This window comes from Citrobacter sp. MGH 55 (genome assembly GCF_016906145.1).
Taxonomy (GTDB): domain Bacteria; phylum Pseudomonadota; class Gammaproteobacteria; order Enterobacterales; family Enterobacteriaceae; genus Citrobacter_A; species Citrobacter_A amalonaticus.
This window is the reverse complement of sequence record NZ_CP070239.1, coordinates 3,931,717-3,950,185: the sequence shown is the minus strand read 5'-3', so window position 1 is coordinate 3,950,185 and position 18,469 is coordinate 3,931,717. Positions and strand designations below refer to the sequence as shown.

Genomic DNA, 18,469 nt, shown 5'->3' with positions numbered 1-18,469 from the left:
TCAACGAAGCGCAAACCGTCGCCGGGTCGCTTTCTCCAGCCCGTAGCAAAGCAGATAGTAGACCAGGCCCGTAAAGATGAAGATAGCCGCCGGGTAAATCTGTTCCCGGCTGTTCACTTGCCCTGCCACGGTTGTCAGTTCGGGTACGTTGACGATAAACGCCAGCGATGTGTCCTTCAGCAGACCAATGCATATCCCGGTCAGGGAGGGCAGGATATGGCGTAACACCTGCGGTAGCAGAACCCTTCTTAATGCCTGAACAGAGCTAAAACCCTGCGCCACTGCCGCATCATATTGTCCGGCGGGTAGTGCGTTGAGTCCCGCGTACACAGAATGCATCACCGACGCAGCGGTAAACCAGGCCAGCGCCAGCGTCACCGTTGCCGCACCGGGCAGATCGCTGCCGGTAAGCATAGGGAGCAGATACCACATCCAGAAAATAACGAAGATCAGCGGTATCCCGCGTATGAGCTCTGCCCAGATGAACAATCCCTTACGGATGACGCCCGGAAAACGCCAGGCGAGAGCGGCAAGGGCAATACCGGCAGGTAAGGCCAGCACCGCCGCACCCAGCGCCATCATCAGGGTCAACAATACACCGCCAGGTTGACCGTCGGCCAGTCGTCCCCACAGGAGATAATCCAGATTGTCGGTTATCACCGCAATATTAGCGATCATGCTGGGGACTCCTGAACCGGAACCGGCGGGTTTGCGGCTTTTTTTCCAGTCGGGGGGCGGGCCCCAGATGGGTCAACAGCAGACCGAGCGCCACGCCGGTGAACAGATAAAGCGCAGTGCCCACGGCAAAGGCCTCCAGCGCATGGGCGTTGTAGCTTTCAATCTGGCGAACCTGGTAGGTCAGTTCCGCAAAGCCAATCCCGCTGGTTAATGACGATAGTTTCATCAGGTTGAGATATTGCCCAACCACCGGTTGCCAGGCATTGGTTAGTCCCTGCGGCAGCAGGATATGGCGGAAGGTCTGCCATGAGGAAAATCCCTGTGAGATCGCGGCTTCGCGTTGTCCGGCGGAGACGGCCTGTAACCCGGAGGCGACTTCTTCGACCAGGAATGCCGAGGTAAAGACGCCGAGTCCCCACGCTGAGCAAAGAAACTCGGGGGTCAGCCACCAGACGTTGCCGGGCAGGATTGACCAGCCATGCTCTGCGTTGACAAAAGCAATAAAACTGCGCGGCAGCAGGTTCCAGCCGGCGAAGTACCAGAACAGCAACTGGACCAGCAGCGGGGTGTTACGAAACAGCGATACCCAACCAGCCACCAGGCGACGGCCCATGCGATGGCCGGAAAGACGAAGGGCTAACAGCAAAATGGCCAACAGCGTGGCGAGGAAAATGCCTGCGGCGCTGACCCACAGCGTGGTGAGAAATCCGGAGAGGATCCATTGCAGGGGCAGGCCGGTGAGCACTCCCTGCCAGTCCATTGACGGCATTATCGTGATAACTCCTGATGCAACGGATCCAGCACTTTTTGCAGAAAGCGCTGGGTGCGCGGGTGCTGCGGCCGGGTAAAAAAGGCCTCCGGGGAGGCGATTTCGAGAATATCACCGCCGTCGATAAACACCACCCGGTCGGCGATTTCACGGGCAAAATGCATCTCGTGGGTGACCACAATCATTGTAATACCGCTGTGCGCCAGACGTTTCATGACCTGTAACACCTCACCGATCATTTCCGGATCGAGTGCAGAGGTGGGCTCATCAAACAGGAGAATTTGCGGCGAAGAGGCCAGCGCGCGGGCAATCGCCACCCGCTGCTGTTGACCGCCGGAAAGCTGTGCCGGATAAGCGCTCGCTTTCTCTTCCAGCCCGACCTGTTCCAGCAGGGCATAGGCGCGTTGTGTGGCGTCGGTTTTATTCCAGCCGTGGACGTACTCCAGCGCGAGAGTGATATTCTGCTGCGCCGTCAGATGGGCATACAGATTGAACTGCTGGAATACAAAACCAATGCGGCTACGCAGCTGTCGCAGCGCGGCCCCCTTAAGTTGACCGACCGGTTTGTCATCAATATAGATATCGCCGCCACTCAATGATTCCAGTTGGTTAATCAGGCGGATCAGGGTCGATTTCCCCGATCCCGAGGGGCCAAGAATAGTCACAACTTCACCGGGTTCGACGGTGAGACTGACGCCGTTGAGTACCCGGTGATCGCCGTACGCTTTCACCACGTCGCGTAACTCAACTCGCGCCTGGCGCAATGTGTGGAAATCTGCAGCTCCGGCTGCGGACGGGGTGAATAAACCAGCCAGCATCTTATCTGGCCTCAATTTTAAAGGCGCGCGGCTGCGGATTGTTCGTTTCCGGGCCAAACCAGACATCATAAATTTTGCCTGCCTGCCCACTGGATTCGAGTCGCAATAATTCATCGTTAACCGCTTTCAACAACGCCGGTTCGCCTTTCTTCACGCCCACGCCGATTTCCTCTTTGCTGAGTAAATCCGGCAGGATTTTGAACTGCGCTTTGTCCGGTGCGCCACTGAGCAAACCTGCCAGGATAGTGGAGTCCTGAGTGATAGCCTGCACGTTGCCGTTGCGCAGGGCGGTTAACGCCAGCGGGATATCGTCATAGGCCAGCACACGGGATTGCGGGAACCGCTGATGTAGCGCCTGCTCACCGGTGGTTCCTTTCACTGCGCCAATGCGTGCGCGGCTGTACTCATCCAGCTTATTGGGTGACGAGGCAGGCACCAGGAATTGCTGACCGGTGACAAAGTAGGGCACAGAGAAATCGATGACCTGGGCGCGCTCGGGGGTGATCGTAATATCAGCGACGATCAGATCGGCTTTCCCCGATTGCAGCAGCGGAATACGGTTAGCGGGATTGGTGGCGACCAGTTCCAGTTTCACACCCAGCGATGCTGCCAGCGCCTGAGCGAAATCAACATCGTAACCCACGATCTGATGGGTTTTCGCATCGACGGAGCCAAACGGCGGGTTAGCGTCAAACGTCGCAACCTTGACCACGCCTGCGGCCTTGATATCAGCGAGTTGATCGGCCTGCGCCTGAATGCTCAAAAAACTCGTGGCGAGCATGACGCCGAGGGCGAGAATCGTTTTTTTCGTACGTTGTGTTTTCGTTGCCATCATTTTCTTTGATATCCCTGAAATTATTGGTTTGTCCTTTTACGCTCCCACAACCCGAACCCGCAGCAAAAGAAGAAAAAAATCTTATTTATATGCAAAAAGTTATTAGTGAACAGTGTGTTAACGAAGGGTTACTAACGAACAAAAACAGATAACGGTGCGCAGAATTCGCATTTCATTTTTTGTGCGGTTTGCGCTGCAATGAAAAGCACCTGACAAAACAGAGGAGCCGGAGATGGAGAAGGTAAACATGCAGATGGCGCGTCGTTGGATGCGTGTTGCCATCACGCCAAAGCCGACCCGACAGCCCGGTGCAGAGGTCAATCTGCAGCGCGTTGTGGAGTCCATTCTTCCTGTCGCCAGCCTGTACGGCGTGGACATTGCTAACATTGACCCGGAGTGGTTTCGTGATCAAACAACACGCTGAACATCGTCGGATGCGCGAGGTGTACTGGAATGAAATCTGCACTCACCACGAAGATGCAAAGGAAATAAAAGACGTTGAAGGAACTACCGCGCAGAACTGCGCGGTAGGCTGAAACAAATCAGATTTTGCAGGCGTCGCCGCAGTCATCATCGGCAATCACCGATTCTGCTTTTTTGTCCGCATCGTCCAGACGTTCAGCGTTACGTTCCTGTGCCTCTTCCAGTCCGTTAAAGACCAGATTATCGAGATCAATTTCCATTATTCACCTTTATTCGCTCGTTTTTGACTTCCGACAAGTATAGAGCAAATAGGAATCTGGATGCATCCACAATGCGTGCGGCGTTAGCGATCGTAAATCGATAAACGTCTGCGCAGGCGGGAAGCCGGTTTTGATACTGCCCTGGCCATCGCGTTGCCAATTTCCTGGCAGGCGACGAGCCCCTGGATAAAGGGGCGATCGTGCATTAAATAGGGCAAGGCGCCAAAGGCAATTCGTCCGCGAACGTTCTCTGGTGCCTGAAGCGTGTAATCATCGCCAACGTCCGGAATTGCCTCTCCACACGACAGTAATTGCTGGCGTAATCGCGGGAACGGTAAGTCTTTGGTCTTCAGCGGTTTTTGGCCGCGTGCATCGATGAATACGTCAAAGGACAGGCGATCGTTGTGCGTCGTAATCTCAGTACGATCCGCTTTTATCTCCTTCCTGTAATCCTGTCCCAGCGTGAGAATGCGCAGAATACCGGCTGCGTGTAACGCCAGCATTCGGCGAACTGACTCTGAGGGGATCGCCGCATAATTATCAATAAATACGCGAGCGAGACCGATGTTAAATCGTTCACTATCATGTTCATTCAGGTGCGTAACGCTCTCCTGAACCTTTTCATGTAAACGCAGCAAGGTATAGCGCCAGGCAACAGTGTGTTTGTTACGCTTATTCTCGTCGACCTCTTTCAGATTTGTGGCCGCCCATTCGAACGGATCGCTGCGCGCTCTGTCGGCAAACACCGCGACGGGAAAGCTATCCGCATCCAGTGAGGAGAGCGACATTTGCCTGGCCCATTTGGGATCGGCTAAGGCGAGTTCTTGCTGCATCAATCTAAAAACGCGATCGAGGAGTTCTGTTGAACCGGCAGCGATTTCGCGCTGAATAGCCTCATTGGTAACGTACTCCAGCGGTTCATAGGGAATAGGACAGTAGAAGTCGGCTTCCGGCAAAATGCCGGAACGTGACATCAGCGTAATCTCCAGTGCTTCACTGCCTTTATTCAGTGAGAAATTGACCTGATGTTCCTCTGTTTCGTGAAAGGTTCCATGCTGTACCGCAACCGCCATTGCGGCATCCAGAGCGCTCAATGAGGTTCCAAGAATGCCCACTCTGGCAGCGGGCACGTCCGCGTCCATCAAGCCGGACCAGGGGCTGGGATAAAATGCGTGCGTGGATTCGTCATCGTCCGGCCAGACGTGTCCCGTGGCAATCACTGCTAAGTCGACATGCAGCGGCTCTGTGTGTTGATCGGTCCAGAGTTGTACGCCAGTGGACACAGCTGAGACATCCGTGACTTCACAGGATTCGTACAACCTCACCTTAAATCCTCGATTTTCTGCATGGTGGACGGCCTGCAAAAACTGCGCGCGAAAATAGTCGCCGAGCAGAATGCGTGGCAGAAACTGACGCTGGTGCAGCGTTTCTTTCTTAACGGCAAACTGTGCAAGGTACTGCGCTTCCTGGGTTTGCGACCACTCAAGCCAGGTGTCAAAAAGAGGGGGAACCTCAATACTGGCAATATTTGCCAACATCATTGGACTATTATCAGAATGGGTGTAAGGCATACCAATTCCTGCCCGGTTTCCGCGTTCAAAAACGACGATCTCCAGTGGCTGTTCCTCTTTTAGTAATGAGAAAAAGGTATAGACGCCTGTGGGGCCAGCTCCGATAATCGCGATTTTTTTCATACTCCTGTCCGTCCTGTTATTTTGCCGCTGGGATTGCGGTTACATCATGTCAGTGTAGATGAGGAAGGCCCGGATGTTTCGGTCTGGAATCGCTTACGTGTCTGACGAGCGGTGTCCTCTGCCATACTTAACGGTGTTTATTGTGAGGAAAGGAGTGACGATGATAACGCTGTGTAAAGCCTGTGGCACCTCATACGATAACCACCACGGCAACGTTAAACGTTGTAAAATCTGCGACGATGAGCGGCAATATGTCCCTGTATCCGGGCAGGCCTGGATGGACTTTGATGAGCTCATCGCCAGCCATACCAATAAGTGGCAGCAGCATACGCCGCAACTTTTCAGTCTGAAAACGGTTCCTTCCTTTGCCATAAACCAGCGGGCGTTTCTGCTCAGGACGCCGGTGGGAAATATTCTTTGGGATTGCGTTGCGAATCTGGATCCGGCAACCCGAACACTCATCCGCGCCATGGGGGGATTGAGCGCCATCGCGATTTCGCATCCTCATTACTACACCACCATGCAGGACTGGGCGGAGGCGTTTGACGCTCCCGTCTGGCTCCACGCGGCTGACAGGACCTGGATCATGCGCGACAGCCCTTGGATTCGGCTATGGGAAGGGGAAGAACACAACGTGCTTCCTGGCGTTACTTTATTGCGTCTGGGCGGCCATTTTGCCGGGGGAACGGTTCTGTCTCTGGAGGAGGGGGAAGGGACGATCCTCGCCGGAGATATCTTGCAGGTCACTCCCGGTGCTGACGCGGTGTCGTTTATGTGGAGCTATCCGAACATGTTGCCGCTGTCATCGAAAACCGTCGGTGGGATCATCCAGCGGTTAAACACGGTGACGTTTTCCAGTCTGTACGGGGCATTTGAAGGGCAGAATATTACCCGCAATGCCAGTCAAATCGTGCAACGCTCGGGGGAAAAATATCTCTCCAGCCTGATGTCACGTTAAATCCGCAGAGGGGGAAAATCCCCCTCTGCGGCATTATTAACCCACTCTGGCGTTGTTGATTTCGCTCAACGGAATATTCACGTCAAACACTTTCGCGATGACTTCGTCAACGCCAAGGTTTTTTAAACGCGCGGTATGTTTTTCCAGATAAGCCAGCGCGGTCTCCTCGCTTTCGAAAAGATAGATCCCTCCCGCTTCCTTGTTTTGCTCACTCTCCGTCCACACCTTCCAGATAAATCCCGGCTCCTGGTTAATCGACTCCGCCAGACCACGCAGTTGCTCAGCCATTTCTGCGCCAAATGGGCCAGTAAAAGCGAAGTGAAGTTGTAACAATTTCGGCATATCCATTCTCCATTCAACGACGTAATGATCATTCACAGTGACAATGAACTGAACTCTTCTCCCTGACACTATGTCGGGGAGTGTACCAGAATCAGGGCGCGCAAACCCCATTCATGCTGCGGTGGAGGTCATGGTAAGCGAGGAGTGAAAGTAGTTAATAAGCTGCATCAATACAACACGGTTAATGGGAAGGTAAGCGAAGACTTCCCCCACACCCGCAAGTCAGGAATATGAATCAATGAATGGGTAATTTATTGATTTTTATTACGCGAAACTGAGTGATGAGAAATAATACCAGAGAAAAATAAGAGAGCAGGGAAAAAGAACAGGCACCCTATCACCAGGCGGTGAAATGGTGCGTCCGAGTGGACTCGAACCACCGACCCCCACCATGTCAAGGTGGTGCTCTAACCAACTGAGCTACGGACGCAAAATGGTGCGTTCAATTGGACTCGAACCAACGACCCCCACCATGTCAAGGTGGTGCTCTAACCAACTGAGCTATGAACGCAACGTTGTGTGTGACAACGGGGACGAATATTAGCGGCAGAGCCGGGAGGTGGCAAGAGGGAAATGGTAATTTTCTTCCGGATTTCACTCGATTGCGGAGGAAGTGCGCAAAATGTCGAGAGAATAGCCGCCAGCTGGCGGCTATCGTCGTTTTATCGCGCAGCGCGCTGCAGAATCACCGTAGAAGGCAGACGTTGCAGGAAGCGCATTCGCAGCATCATCATAACCGCCGCCGACGTCAGGCCGATGATAAAGCCCATCCAGAATCCAGCCGGCCCCATCCTGTCCACCACCAGGTCGGTCAGGGCGAGAATATAACCGCTCGGTAATCCCAACACCCAGTAGGCGGTAAAGGTGATAAAGAAAATCGAACGCGTATCTTTGTAACCACGCAGGATCCCGCTGCCGATGACCTGGATGGAGTCCGAAATCTGATAAACCGCCGCCAGCAGCATCAGTTGCGCCGCCAGCGTCACCACTTCAGGATTGTCGTTATAGAGCAGGGCGATGTGCTCACGCAGCGTCACGGTAAAGATAGCCGTCAGGCACGCCATGCAGACGCCAACACCTAAACCGGTACGCGCGGCGATTTGCGCATCCAGCGTTGAACCTTGTCCGAGACGATAGCCCACGCGAATAGTGACCGCCGCCGCCAGTGACATCGGCAAAACAAACATCAGCGAACTGAAGTTCAGGGCGATCTGGTGACCGGCGACATCGACAATGCCCAGCGGTGAAACCAGGAGCGCCACCACGGCGAACAATGTGACTTCAAAGAACAGTGCCAGCGCAATCGGCAGACCCAGTTGCACCAGGCGCTTCATCACCACGTTATCCGGCTTGCTGAAACGCTGTTCATTGCGGATATCGCGCATTGAACGCGCATGTTTCACGTACCAGAGCATGGCGCTGAACATCACCCAATAGACCGCCGCAGTCGCCACGCCGCAGCCGACACCGCCGAGTTCCGGCATGCCGAAGTGACCATAGATAAAGATATAGTTCACCGGGATGTTGACCAGCAGGCCAAGAAAACCCATCACCATGCCGGGTTTGGTTTTCGCCAGACCTTCACACTGGTTACGCGCAACCTGGAAGAACAGATAGCCCGGCGCGCCCCATAACAATGCACGAAGGTAACCGACGGCTTTATCCGCCAGGGCCGGATCGATGTTATGCATAGAGCGGATGATATAACCGGCGTTCCACAGCACAATCATAATCAGCAGTGAGACGAAACCCGCGAGCCAGAAGCCCTGGCGTACTTGATGCGCAATGCGATCGCGGCGTCCGGAACCATTGAGCTGAGCAATCACCGGAGTCAGCGCCAGCAGCAACCCGTGGCCGAACAGAATGGCGGGCAGCCAGATGGAGGTCCCAATGGCGACGGCCGCCATATCGGTGGCGCTGTAACCACCCGCCATCACGGTATCGACGAACCCCATTGCGGTTTGGGCGATTTGCGCAAGAATCACCGGTATTGCCAGAGCCAATAACTGACGCGCTTCACTGATATACTTCTGCACGTGTACACCTATCATTTTGTTTTTATTTGAGAGACTAAAAAAGCCGCCACGGGTGGCAGCAAGAAGAAGATGTAAGGGGAAATTTCAGTCTATTGTAGCGATGAATGCTAATTTCACCAGTGAAAAAAACAGGTCAAGGGGCACTTCACTGGCAACCTGATTTTCCAACTGCTATTGTGGCAGGCAGAAATGGCTTAACTGAATTCAGGAGTTGTAGGTATGTTTACAGGTATTGTGCAGGGCACCGCAAAACTGGTGTCGATCGATGAAAAACCCAATTTTCGCACCCATGTAGTGGAATTACCTGAATACATGCTGGACGCGCTGGAAACGGGCGCATCGGTGGCGCATAACGGCTGCTGCCTGACCGTCACAGAAATTAACGGCAATCGCATTAGTTTTGATTTGATGAAAGAAACGCTGCGGATCACCAATCTGGGCGATCTGAAGGTGGGCGACCTGCTTAACGTCGAGCGTGCGGCAAAATTCAGCGATGAGATTGGCGGGCATCTGATGTCCGGTCACATCATGACCACCGCGGAAGTGTCAAAGATTTTAACCTCCGAAAACAACCGTCAGATCTGGTTCAAAGTCCAGGATCCGACGCTAATGAAATACATCTTGTACAAAGGTTTTATCGGGATTGATGGGATCAGCCTGACCGTCGGAGAAGTCACCGCGACGCGTTTTTGCGTGCATCTCATTCCGGAAACCCTGGAACGCACGACGCTGGGTAAGAAAAAACTGGGCGCGCGCGTCAATATCGAAATCGATCCGCAAACGCAGGCGGTGGTGGATACGGTAGAACGCGTGTTGGCTGCGCGTGAAGCGGCGGTAACGAAAACCGCCAGCGAAGCGTAAAACCCTCCAGCCCCCGCAAGACGGCGGGGGCATAAGAAAGTTTAGCGGGCTACGCGCAGGCCGTCTTCAACGCCGCGCGAGAATACCACCTGCCAGAGCTGAATATCGCGGGCGCGAAACGCGCCGGCGCAGGCGTTGAGGTAGTAACTGAACATCCGTTTAAAACGCTCGGAATAGTTCTCGGCAATTTCAGGCCAGGCAGCGAGAAAACGCTCGTACCATGCCATCAGCGTCTTGTCGTAATCCGCGCCGAAGTTATGCCAGTCTTCCATCACAAAGTGCGATTCACTGGCGTTGGCTATCTGACGTACTGACGGGAGGCAACCATTCGGGAAGATATACTTGTTGATCCACGGGTCGACATTATTGTCGGTTTTCTTCGAACCGATGGTATGTAATAAGAACAGCCCTTCGGGTTTCAGATTGCGATCAACCACGTCAAAATAGGTCGCGTAATTTTTAGGGCCGACGTGCTCAAACATGCCTACCGAGACAATGCGGTCAAACTGATCGTGCAAATCACGATAATCCTGCAACAGAATCGACACATCCAGCCCGGCACAGCGGGCTTGAGCCATTTTCTGCTGCTCGGCTGAAATCGTCACGCCAACCACACTGACGCCGTAATGCGTCGCCATATAGTGCGATAAACCACCCCAGCCGCAGCCAATATCCAGCACACGCATACCGGGTTGCAGTTGCAATTTCTCACAGATTAACCGCAGTTTGGCCTGCTGCGCTGCCTCCAGAGTATCCGCGTCTTTCCAGTACGCGCAGGAATACTGCATAAAGGGGTCGAGCATACGGCTGAACAGATCGTTGCCGAGATCGTAATGTTCTTTACCGACGATCCACGCTCGTTTTTTACTTTGCAGATTGAACAGGCGAGCGGCCGCGATGCGGAGGGTATCTTTGAAATGGTGGGGAAGTTGGTTTTCCAGTCCTGCTCGCAGAACTTTGCTAAAAAACTGGTCCAGCCGATCGCATTCCCACCAGCCATCCATGTAACTCTCACCCAGACCGAGCGACCCCTCTTGTAAAACGCGTTTGAAAAAATCGGGGTTTTTAACGCGTATATCTGCTGGTGAAGAGCCGTTGATGGCAATGCCCGCGCGGCTTAATAATTCGTTAGTGATACGGTACCAGTCGTCATCCGGTACGCTGACTTCTTCTATACACGATGAACTCATAGTTTCTCCATCACTGGTCGGTGATCAGAACCTTAAAACAGCGTAGACGCTTTTTGGGCTTTGTGAGAAATCTCACGGAAACATTCCGCGAGTCTATTATCCGACGTAGAACAGAGGAAGGGAGGACCCCTTGCCGAAAAGGCCATCCATGGGGAACCGGGAACGCTCCGGTTCCCGTTAACGCATAATAATTATCGTAATTTTAACAACCGAAATTTAGTATAGGCCTCAAAAAACGATGATACAACCAAAAATTGTTAGCCGACTAATTAACGGTGATTATGAGTGATATCAATGGGATTCGCTGTGGGCAATCCCGCAATTATCATGCTGCGCACTGTCGTTAGAAGGCTGCAGTTGCATCTTATAGCCCAGTCCAGCCAGTACCACCGTAGACAACATCACGCTGGTCGTGGTCAACAGCGGTGTGCTGATAAGCCAGGAAACGACCAGGCTTGCCAGGAAGCACAGACCCAACTGCAGGGTATTTTGCAGGGCTGCGGCACGACCCGTCGCCTGCGGGAATGGACGCAGCGCCTGGGCAACCACAATCGGGTAAATAGCCCCGTTGGCAATCGCCATTATGCAGAAGGGGATCAGGATCTCTGCAAGCGTGATGTGATGGATAAAACTTGCCGCCCAGGTTGCCACCACGCTCAGCGCATAGATAACCAGCAGCCAGGGCAGGAGCTGTTGTCCCTGCCATTTTTGCAACGCGGCGCGACAGCCATAGCCGCCAATCAGAAAAGCAATGGTCTGCGGTACGTAGCTCAGCCCAATCACCGCCGGGCTGTAGCCCATTTCACTCAAAATAAACGGGGAACCGGTCAACCACGCAAAGAAGCTGGCAGAACAGGCGGCGTAAATCAGGACGTTGCCGCGGTACGCTTTCGAACGCAGCAGGGTGGTGAACGTCAGTTTGTCCTTGCTGTCATCGCGAGCCCGGGTGGTGGGCTTTAAAAACAGGGCGGGCAGCATCAGCAGCAGCGTGATGAAAAACAGCGTGGCAAAGATCGCCTGCCAGGAAAGATGGGTCAGAATCCAACTGCCTAATAACGGCGCCAGTGCAGGAGACAGCCCGACCAGCGGCATGATGGTCGCGAAAATGCGGTTAATTTTATGCGAAGGATAGTAATCGGTAACCAGCGCCTGCCAGATGACGGTCGCCGCGCAAACTCCCACGGCCTGAATAAAACGCAGTACTAACAGGCCCGTTGCGCTCTCCACCCACAGCATACCCAGGCTACCGAGGGCGAAGACAGACAGACCCAGCAGCAGGATCGGTTTACGGCCATAACGGTCAGAGAGTGGTCCCCACAGCAGTTGGGCGACGGCAAAGCCTGCTAAAAACAGACTCAGGCTGGCGCTGACGGCAGAGGCCGGTGTTTGCAGGTCAGATTGAATGGCGGCAAAAGCGGGCAAATACATGTCGGTTGCCAGAAAACCCAACACGCTGAGCCCTGCCAGCCAGACTAAAAACCCTTTTCCTGGTTGCATAATTGTTCTCTAATTTTGATTAATCACACTGGCGCAGAGTGTAGGGAGTGAATTTGGGCTTGTGAAACGGTAATATTTGTTTATTGCATTCAAAAATTTTGTAGGCAGATTATGTGGTCAGAATATGCGCTGGAAGTGGTCGATGCCGTGGCACGCAACGGGAGCTTCAGTTCCGCGGCCCAGGAGTTGCACCGAGTGCCTTCAGCGGTCAGCTATACGGTTCGCCAACTGGAAGAGTGGCTGGCCGTCCCGCTTTTTGAACGTCGCCATCGTGATGTGGTGTTAACGCCGGCGGGCGCCTGGTTTTTGAAAGAAGGCCGCTCTGTCATCAAAAAAATGCAGATCACGCGTCAACAGTGTCAGCAGATCGCTAACGGCTGGCGTGGGCAACTCCCCATTGCGGTGGACAATATCGTGCGCCCGGAACGCACGCGGCAATTGATCGTCGATTTCTACCGCCACTTTGATGACGTGGAACTACTGGTCTTCCAGGAGGTGTTTAATGGCGTCTGGGACGCGCTGTCAGATGGTCGGGTCGAACTCGCCATCGGGGCAACCCAGGCGATCCCGGTTGGCGGACGATACACTTTCCGCGATATGGGTAAGCTGAGCTGGTGTTGTGTCGTTGCCAGTACGCATCCGCTGGCCGCCATGAGCGGGCCGTTAAGCGATGACACGTTGCGCAACTGGCCGTCGCTGGTGCTGGAAGATACCTCCCGCACGCTGCCGAAACGCGTGACCTGGCTGCTGGACAATCAGAAGCGGGTGGTGGTGCCGGACTGGGATTCTTCCGCGACCTGTATCAGCGCCGGACTCTGTGTCGGCATGGTCCCGACACATTTCGCCAAGCCGTATCTCAACAAGGGGCAGTGGGTCGCGTTAAATCTGGAGAATCCTTTCCCGGATGCGGCCTGTTGCCTGACCTGGCAGCAGAATGATATGTCACCTGCGCTGATCTGGCTGCTGGATTATCTGGGAGACAGTGAAACGCTGAACAAAGAGTGGCTGCGGGAGCCCGATGAGGCTCCCGCAGAAGAGGCTTAACGACGGTAGTCGCGGAACGGGCCATCCGCCACGGAGCGCCGCTCCACCAGGCGCGGGTGGACTTCAATAGACTGCGACTCTTCGCGTTTATTGACGATACGATCCAGTAACATATTAAAGGCCGTCTCACCCAGTGAATCTTTCGGCTGGTGGATGGTGGTCAACGCTGGTGTAAAGAAGCGGGCGTTGCGCACGTTGTCGTAGCCTATCAGCGACACGTCCTGCGGGACGCGCAGACCCATCTCATCAGCGGCGCAAAGGGCGCCCATCGCCATGACATCGCCGCCACAGAAGACCGCCGTTGGGCGATGCGCCTGCGACAGAATTTGCTGCATGGCGCGGTAGCCGGATTCCGGCTCGAAGTCGCCTTGTACAATCCAGTTTTCAGGCACTTTAATCAGCGCTTCATCCATCGCTTTCATAAATCCGGCTAAACGGCCTGCGCCGGTGTTACGCTCCATCAGTCCTGGGATCACGCCAATTTCGCGATGTCCACGCTCGACGAGGTAACGGCCTGCCATATAGCCGCCCTCGAAGGCGTTATCAATCACCGTATCAGTGAAGTCGGCTTTGGCTTCGCCCCAGTCCATCACCACCATTGGGATATGACGATATTCTTCCAACATTGAGAGCAGGGGATCGGGGTATTCGGAACACATTACCAGCAGGCCATCAACGCGCTTTTGCGCCATCATCGACAGATAGGCACGCTGCTTTTCCAGGTTGTTCCAGACGTTGCCGAGGATCAGGGTATAGCCCTTCTGGAAGCAGTTCTTCTCAACCGCTTCAATAATTTCAGCAAAATAGGGGGCTTCGCTGCTCGTCGCCAGCAAACCGATAGATTTGGTATGGTTAACTTTCAGGCTACGGGCAACCGCGCTGGGGGAATAGTGCAATTCTTTGATTGCCGCCCACACTGCATTGCATGTTTCTTCAGCGACGAAACGCGTTTTGTTAATTACGTGTGACACGGTTGTAGTGGAAACGTTTGCGCGCTTCGCTACATCTTTAATTGTTGCCATTAAATCTCACTCCAGACCCAACCTGAACATTAAATTACGCCAAGTAAACGTTTGCCTTTACTCATCCTGTGCCCAACGTCAGGGCTGCGGCACGCCGGGAAACGACACGGAACGTCAGGAAGGGGTCAATGGCCGGTACGCTAATCAAGTAAGCGTCGAATTTTGTCTGATCTTTACGAAAAGGGGAAGTATTAAAAGCACATATCACTCTAAATCGTGGGAGATTTTTACACTCAAGTGTGTAAAAATGCGCTATATCACTTTTTGTGTGGGTATAAAAAGGAGAAAAGTTGATGAGCACCGATCTGAAATTTTCATTAGTGACCACGTTTATTGTCCTGGCTTTAATCGTTGCGGGCGGCCTGACGGCGGCACTGCACTGATCCCTTCGGGGGAGTTCCTGCTCCCTCGAACCTCCCGCCATATTGTTATTGAATCTGCAAAAGTCTTTTGTATTTTTGTTAACTTCTCTTTTTTTGTGATTGATGTCATGCTTTTGACTCTTTGTTAAGCATCGCGCCCTGTCGCGAAGAGCCGGAGTCATCACTGCATGAAAATCAATTATCCGTTACTGGCGCTGGCCATTGGTGCGTTTGGCATCGGTACCACCGAATTCTCGCCAATGGGTCTGCTGCCCGTCATCGCACGTGGCGTTGATGTGTCTATTCCCGCGGCAGGTATGCTGATTAGTGCCTATGCGGTTGGCGTGATGGTCGGCGCGCCGTTGATGACGCTGTTGCTGTCACATCGCGGACGCCGTAATGCGCTCATTTTTCTGATGGCTATCTTTACGCTCGGTAACGTGCTCTCGGCGATTTCACCGGATTACACCACGCTGATGTTGTCACGTATTTTAACCAGCCTTAACCACGGCGCATTCTTCGGCCTGGGCTCGGTGGTGGCGGCAAGCGTGGTGCCGAAGCACAAACAGGCGAGCGCCGTTGCGACCATGTTTATGGGGCTGACCATCGCCAATATCGGCGGTGTGCCGGCGGCGACCTGGCTGGGTGAAACCATCGGCTGGCGAATGTCGTTTATGGCGACAGCGGGGCTGGGGGTTATCTCGATGTTGAGTCTCTTCTTATCATTGCCAAAAGGCGGTGCCGGGGCGCGCCCGGAAGTGAAAAAAGAGCTGGCGGTGCTGATGCGTCCTCAGGTGCTCTCCGCGCTACTGACTACCGTACTGGGAGCGGGCGCCATGTTCACGCTCTATACCTATATTTCGCCTGTTCTGCAAAGCATCACCCATGCGACACCGGCCTTTGTGACCGGGATGCTGGTTCTGATCGGTGTGGGCTTCTCCATTGGCAACTACCTAGGAGGGAAACTGGCCGATCGCTCGGTTAACGGCACGCTGAAGGGCTTTTTGCTGCTGCTGATGGTAATTATGCTGGCGATCCCTTTCCTGGCGCAGAATGAACTGGGCGCGGCGGTCAGCATGGTGGTCTGGGGGGCGGCAACCTTTGCGGTCGTCCCTCCGTTACAAATGCGCGTCATGCGTGTGGCTCATGAAGCGCCGGGTCTCTCATCTTCCGTGAACATTGGCGCGTTTAACCTTGGAAATGCGCTGGGCGCTGCGGCTGGCGGGGCCGTCATTTCAGGCGGATTAGGCTACAGCTTTGTTCCTGTGATGGGGGCGATTGTGGCGGGTATGGCGCTGTTGCTGGTGTTTGTCTCGGCGAGAAAACAACCTGAACAGGTGTGCGTCGCCAGTTAACGGCAGGACAAAAACGCAGAAGGGATTCCCTTCTGCGTTATCTTTTTTACGCGGCGAAGTTCTTCGCTACAAACTCCCAGTTTACCAGCGCCCAGAAGTGTTCAAGGTAGCCAGGACGCGCATTGCGGTAGTCAATGTAGTACGCATGTTCCCATACGTCGACGGTCATCAACGGCGTGGCGTCGGTGGTCAACGGCGTGCCAGCGTTGGAGGTGGAAACGATAGCCAGCTTGCCCTCTTTTCCTTTAACCAGCCAGGTCCAGCCAGAGCCGAAGTTTTTGATCGCCGCGTCGGTAAATTGCGCTTTGAACTCGGCAAAGCTGCCGAAAGAGGCGGTAATCGCGTCAGCCAGTTCGCCGGTTGGCTCGCCACCAGCATTCGGTGCCAGGCAGTTCCAGTAGAACGTGTGGTTCCAGACCTGAGCAGCGTTATTGAACACGCCGCCTTCCGAACTGCGTACGATCTCTTCCAGTGATTTCCCTTCAAAGGCGGTGCCTTTGATCAGGTTGTTCAGGTTGGTGACATAGGTCTGATGGTGTTTGCCATAGTGATATTCCAGCGTCTCGGCGGAAATGTGCGGCGCAAGCGCATCTTTGGCATACGGTAGTGCAGGTAATTCGAACGACATTGCTTCTCTCCTTATTATTAATAGTATTTCGCGCAATAACCTTATTGTGCGTAAGGATAGGGTAGCAAATTGAAAGGTGAGACAAAAGATGAACTTACCCTGTTGCGTTAACAACAGGGTAAAGTTTTAACGAATGGTTTTGGGCGTCATGACCCGGCGAGCGCCGACATAGTGGCGTTGCCAGTAATCTTCGCTGAGCGATGTGATCTGGATTTCCTGGCCGCTGCGCGGTGACTGAATAAATTTGCCGTTGCCGACATAAACGCCGACGTGATCGGCAGTACCACGTCCCTGAGTGCGGAAGAACACCAGATCGCCATTTTTCAATTCCCCACGATCAATCGGTGCGGCATCACGCAGGTGATACATTTCATTTGCCGTGCGCGGAATACGGAATTTAACCAGATCTTTATAAGCGTAATAAACCAGACCGCTGCAATCGAAACCGGTGCGCGGAGACGTACCACCCCAGCGGTACGGCTTGCCAATCTGACTCATTAATTTGTTCATCGCCGTGCTGGTCGCTTTTTGCACTTTCACTTTATGGGCATCCGCGATCTTTCCTGACGCCGTGTTCTTCACTTTCACACACGTCGGCTTGTGCCCTTTACGCGGGGTGCACTTTTCGCTCCAGCTGACAGCGGCTGTCTTTTTCGCTGCGACGGCTTTACTTTTGCGATTGGCTGTTTTGCTGGTTTTGGCAGAAGCGGTGATTTTTTTCTTAGAAGAAGAGGCGGTTTTCGTGCTGGTTTTGCTGGTCGTTTTCTTGACGGTTTTTTGAAGGGTTTTATTCGTTTTTTTTGCTGTGGCCGTACTTTTCTTTTTGTTGCTGGTTTTCTTACTATCCGTAAGACCAGCCGTATCCCTGGCTTGCTTGGACGCATGTGCCATCGGCATAAAGGGAATCGTTGTAAATAGCAAAGCACAGAGCGTGAGGGAAAGTCGGTTTATCCGCGCCACTGAGCATTCCTCTGTTAAGGCAGGTCGCAATCATACCTGCGTGTGATTTACAAAACCTGATGATTCTAATCTATAGAAACGAATAAAGTTAATAGCTTTTATTGTTAAAAATACGGTTTCGCTATTGAGTGCAAAAAAAAACAGCAGCCAAAGCTAAATCTGCTTATTTAGCGCACACTTTCGGCACAGCCACTGAGGAAACTATTATTGGGAATGCAACTTATGCGTTCAGACGATAAAATAGTAAAGCGTAATGAAAATGTTATTTTCCGATGTCGCTCTGAAACGCTACAATGTCAGTCGACTGCCGTAAAAGAAGTTAAGGAAGCAAGACAATGAGCACCACTATCGAAAAAATCCAGCGCCAGATCGCTGAAAACCCGATTCTCCTGTATATGAAAGGTTCTCCAAAACTGCCAAGCTGCGGCTTCTCCGCCCAGGCTGTGCAGGCACTTTCCGCCTGTGGTGAGCGTTTTGCCTATGTGGATATTCTGCAAAACCCGGATATTCGCGCAGAACTGCCAAAATATGCAAACTGGCCGACCTTCCCACAGCTGTGGGTTGACGGTGAACTGGTTGGCGGCTGCGACATTTTGATCGAAATGTACCAGCGCGGCGAACTGCAGCAGTTGATCAAAGAGACCGCTGCAAAATACAAATCTGAAGAATCAGACGCTGAGTAATCAGTAGACGGTTAAAGGGGAGCTTTTCCTGACTCAGGTTAAGCTCCTTTTCAT

General features: G+C 53.4%; 20 protein-coding genes and 2 tRNA genes. 7 read left to right on the top strand and 15 right to left on the bottom strand.

Features of this window, described 5'->3' with window-relative positions:
• Genes JTI98_RS16310 through JTI98_RS16295 form a run of 4 tightly spaced genes read right to left on the bottom strand, consistent with a single transcriptional unit; the run spans nt 1 to nt 3,100 of the window.
• Entirely contained in the window at nt 1–678 is a 678-nt protein-coding gene (locus JTI98_RS16310; RefSeq protein WP_044254710.1) for an amino acid ABC transporter permease, read from the bottom strand.
• The gene (locus JTI98_RS16305) at nt 668–1,450 is read right to left on the bottom strand and encodes an amino acid ABC transporter permease (RefSeq protein ID WP_216082256.1); all 783 of its coding nucleotides are present in this window, start codon (nt 1,448–1,450) and stop codon (nt 668–670) included. Before JTI98_RS16305 ends, JTI98_RS16310 begins: the two co-directional genes overlap by 11 nt.
• On the bottom strand, nt 1,447–2,265 hold the full coding sequence (locus tag JTI98_RS16300) for an amino acid ABC transporter ATP-binding protein (protein WP_216081534.1): 819 nt from the start codon (nt 2,263–2,265) through the stop codon (nt 1,447–1,449). Before JTI98_RS16300 ends, JTI98_RS16305 begins: the two co-directional genes overlap by 4 nt.
• Before the next feature lies 1 nt (nt 2,266).
• Nucleotides 2,267–3,100 carry an ABC transporter substrate-binding protein gene (locus tag JTI98_RS16295; RefSeq protein WP_216081533.1) on the bottom strand — a complete coding sequence of 278 codons (834 nt, stop codon included), beginning with the start codon at nt 3,098–3,100 and terminating at the stop codon, nt 2,267–2,269.
• Nucleotides 3,101–3,332: 232 nt separating this feature from the next.
• Here JTI98_RS16295 and JTI98_RS16290 point away from each other — a divergent pair, with 232 nt between their 5' ends.
• Nucleotides 3,333–3,524, top strand: coding sequence for a hypothetical protein (locus JTI98_RS16290; RefSeq protein WP_216082281.1), 192 nt, complete (start codon nt 3,333–3,335; stop codon nt 3,522–3,524).
• 118 nt (nt 3,525–3,642) lie between these two features.
• Here JTI98_RS16290 and JTI98_RS16285 read toward each other — a convergent pair whose 3' ends face one another.
• Together JTI98_RS16285 and JTI98_RS16280 are read right to left on the bottom strand one after the other, a co-directional pair.
• Nucleotides 3,643–3,783 carry a hypothetical protein gene (locus tag JTI98_RS16285; RefSeq protein ID WP_090050030.1) on the bottom strand — a complete coding sequence of 47 codons (141 nt, stop codon included), beginning with the start codon at nt 3,781–3,783 and terminating at the stop codon, nt 3,643–3,645.
• 83 nt (nt 3,784–3,866) lie between these two features.
• Entirely contained in the window at nt 3,867–5,477 is a 1,611-nt protein-coding gene (locus tag JTI98_RS16280; protein ID WP_216081532.1) for an FAD-NAD(P)-binding protein, read from the bottom strand.
• 160 nt (nt 5,478–5,637) lie between these two features.
• Here JTI98_RS16280 and JTI98_RS16275 point away from each other — a divergent pair, with 160 nt between their 5' ends.
• A complete protein-coding gene (locus JTI98_RS16275; RefSeq protein ID WP_216081531.1) occupies nt 5,638–6,435 on the top strand; it encodes an MBL fold metallo-hydrolase in 798 nt (265 codons plus the stop codon).
• Between the two features lie 36 nt (nt 6,436–6,471).
• Here the strand turns inward: JTI98_RS16275 and JTI98_RS16270 are convergent, their stop codons facing one another.
• The 4 genes from JTI98_RS16270 to mdtK all read right to left on the bottom strand — a co-directional run bounded on the left by JTI98_RS16270 (nt 6,472) and on the right by mdtK (nt 8,813).
• Nucleotides 6,472–6,777, bottom strand: a complete 306-nt coding sequence (locus JTI98_RS16270; RefSeq protein ID WP_044328332.1) for a monooxygenase — start codon at nt 6,775–6,777, stop codon at nt 6,472–6,474.
• Between the two features lie 353 nt (nt 6,778–7,130).
• A tRNA-Val gene (locus tag JTI98_RS16265) sits at nt 7,131–7,207 on the bottom strand.
• A 4-nt stretch (nt 7,208–7,211) separates the two neighbouring features.
• Nucleotides 7,212–7,288: transfer RNA gene (locus JTI98_RS16260), tRNA-Val, on the bottom strand.
• 151 nt (nt 7,289–7,439) lie between these two features.
• The gene (gene mdtK, locus JTI98_RS16255; protein WP_216081530.1) at nt 7,440–8,813 is read right to left on the bottom strand and encodes a multidrug efflux MATE transporter MdtK; all 1,374 of its coding nucleotides are present in this window, start codon (nt 8,811–8,813) and stop codon (nt 7,440–7,442) included.
• Nucleotides 8,814–9,032: 219 nt separating this feature from the next.
• Here mdtK and JTI98_RS16250 point away from each other — a divergent pair, with 219 nt between their 5' ends.
• A complete protein-coding gene (locus JTI98_RS16250; RefSeq protein ID WP_043000817.1) occupies nt 9,033–9,674 on the top strand; it encodes a riboflavin synthase in 642 nt (213 codons plus the stop codon).
• Nucleotides 9,675–9,715: 41 nt separating this feature from the next.
• Here the strand turns inward: JTI98_RS16250 and cfa are convergent, their stop codons facing one another.
• Together cfa and punC are read right to left on the bottom strand one after the other, a co-directional pair.
• On the bottom strand, nt 9,716–10,864 hold the full coding sequence (gene cfa / locus JTI98_RS16245) for a cyclopropane fatty acyl phospholipid synthase (RefSeq protein ID WP_043000816.1): 1,149 nt from the start codon (nt 10,862–10,864) through the stop codon (nt 9,716–9,718).
• Nucleotides 10,865–11,155: 291 nt separating this feature from the next.
• Entirely contained in the window at nt 11,156–12,361 is a 1,206-nt protein-coding gene (punC, locus tag JTI98_RS16240; RefSeq protein WP_058588012.1) for a purine nucleoside transporter PunC, read from the bottom strand.
• A 111-nt stretch (nt 12,362–12,472) separates the two neighbouring features.
• Here punC and punR point away from each other — a divergent pair, with 111 nt between their 5' ends.
• Entirely contained in the window at nt 12,473–13,405 is a 933-nt protein-coding gene (gene punR, locus JTI98_RS16235) for a DNA-binding transcriptional activator PunR (protein ID WP_216081529.1), read from the top strand.
• Here the strand turns inward: punR and purR are convergent.
• Nucleotides 13,402–14,427, bottom strand: a complete 1,026-nt coding sequence (gene purR, locus JTI98_RS16230) for an HTH-type transcriptional repressor PurR (RefSeq protein WP_216081528.1) — start codon at nt 14,425–14,427, stop codon at nt 13,402–13,404. The two genes, punR and purR, sit on opposite strands and share 4 nt — an antisense overlap.
• A 293-nt stretch (nt 14,428–14,720) precedes the next feature.
• Between purR and JTI98_RS16225 the strand changes: the two genes are divergently transcribed.
• Together JTI98_RS16225 and JTI98_RS16220 are read left to right on the top strand one after the other, a co-directional pair.
• On the top strand, nt 14,721–14,810 hold the full coding sequence (locus JTI98_RS16225; RefSeq protein WP_086512609.1) for a YnhF family membrane protein: 90 nt from the start codon (nt 14,721–14,723) through the stop codon (nt 14,808–14,810).
• A 167-nt stretch (nt 14,811–14,977) separates the two neighbouring features.
• The gene (locus JTI98_RS16220; RefSeq protein WP_043000812.1) at nt 14,978–16,144 is read left to right on the top strand and encodes an MFS transporter; all 1,167 of its coding nucleotides are present in this window, start codon (nt 14,978–14,980) and stop codon (nt 16,142–16,144) included.
• A 46-nt stretch (nt 16,145–16,190) separates the two neighbouring features.
• Here JTI98_RS16220 and sodB read toward each other — a convergent pair whose 3' ends face one another.
• A complete protein-coding gene (gene sodB, locus JTI98_RS16215; RefSeq protein ID WP_043000811.1) occupies nt 16,191–16,772 on the bottom strand; it encodes a superoxide dismutase [Fe] in 582 nt (193 codons plus the stop codon).
• A 126-nt stretch (nt 16,773–16,898) separates the two neighbouring features.
• A complete protein-coding gene (locus tag JTI98_RS16210; protein ID WP_044265376.1) occupies nt 16,899–17,732 on the bottom strand; it encodes a C40 family peptidase in 834 nt (277 codons plus the stop codon).
• A gap of 335 nt (nt 17,733–18,067) precedes the next feature.
• On the opposite strand from JTI98_RS16210, the gene grxD reads away from it, so the two are divergent.
• Complete coding sequence (gene grxD / locus JTI98_RS16205; protein WP_042319226.1) at nt 18,068–18,415, top strand: monothiol glutaredoxin 4; 348 nt, start codon at nt 18,068–18,070, stop codon at nt 18,413–18,415.
• Nucleotides 18,416–18,469 lie beyond the last annotated feature (54 nt).

Excerpts from the sequence above, each read along its gene's own strand:
- JTI98_RS16310 (WP_044254710.1), bottom strand. The coding sequence starts at position 678 with ATGATCGCTAATATTGCGGTGATAACCGACAATCTGGATTATCTCCTG.
- JTI98_RS16300 (WP_216081534.1), bottom strand. The coding sequence starts at position 2,265 with ATGCTGGCTGGTTTATTCACCCCGTCCGCAGCCGGAGCTGCAGATTTC.
- JTI98_RS16295 (WP_216081533.1), bottom strand. The coding sequence starts at position 3,100 with ATGATGGCAACGAAAACACAACGTACGAAAAAAACGATTCTCGCCCTC.
- JTI98_RS16290 (WP_216082281.1), top strand. The coding sequence starts at position 3,333 with ATGGAGAAGGTAAACATGCAGATGGCGCGTCGTTGGATGCGTGTTGCC.
- JTI98_RS16285 (WP_090050030.1), bottom strand. The coding sequence starts at position 3,783 with ATGGAAATTGATCTCGATAATCTGGTCTTTAACGGACTGGAAGAGGCA.
- JTI98_RS16280 (WP_216081532.1), bottom strand. The coding sequence starts at position 5,477 with ATGAAAAAAATCGCGATTATCGGAGCTGGCCCCACAGGCGTCTATACC.
- JTI98_RS16275 (WP_216081531.1), top strand. The coding sequence starts at position 5,638 with ATGATAACGCTGTGTAAAGCCTGTGGCACCTCATACGATAACCACCAC.
- JTI98_RS16270 (WP_044328332.1), bottom strand. The coding sequence starts at position 6,777 with ATGCCGAAATTGTTACAACTTCACTTCGCTTTTACTGGCCCATTTGGC.
- JTI98_RS16250 (WP_043000817.1), top strand. The coding sequence starts at position 9,033 with ATGTTTACAGGTATTGTGCAGGGCACCGCAAAACTGGTGTCGATCGAT.
- cfa (WP_043000816.1), bottom strand. The coding sequence starts at position 10,864 with ATGAGTTCATCGTGTATAGAAGAAGTCAGCGTACCGGATGACGACTGG.
- punC (WP_058588012.1), bottom strand. The coding sequence starts at position 12,361 with ATGCAACCAGGAAAAGGGTTTTTAGTCTGGCTGGCAGGGCTCAGCGTG.
- punR (WP_216081529.1), top strand. The coding sequence starts at position 12,473 with ATGTGGTCAGAATATGCGCTGGAAGTGGTCGATGCCGTGGCACGCAAC.
- purR (WP_216081528.1), bottom strand. The coding sequence starts at position 14,427 with ATGGCAACAATTAAAGATGTAGCGAAGCGCGCAAACGTTTCCACTACA.
- JTI98_RS16225 (WP_086512609.1), top strand. The coding sequence starts at position 14,721 with ATGAGCACCGATCTGAAATTTTCATTAGTGACCACGTTTATTGTCCTG.
- JTI98_RS16220 (WP_043000812.1), top strand. The coding sequence starts at position 14,978 with ATGAAAATCAATTATCCGTTACTGGCGCTGGCCATTGGTGCGTTTGGC.
- sodB (WP_043000811.1), bottom strand. The coding sequence starts at position 16,772 with ATGTCGTTCGAATTACCTGCACTACCGTATGCCAAAGATGCGCTTGCG.
- grxD (WP_042319226.1), top strand. The coding sequence starts at position 18,068 with ATGAGCACCACTATCGAAAAAATCCAGCGCCAGATCGCTGAAAACCCG.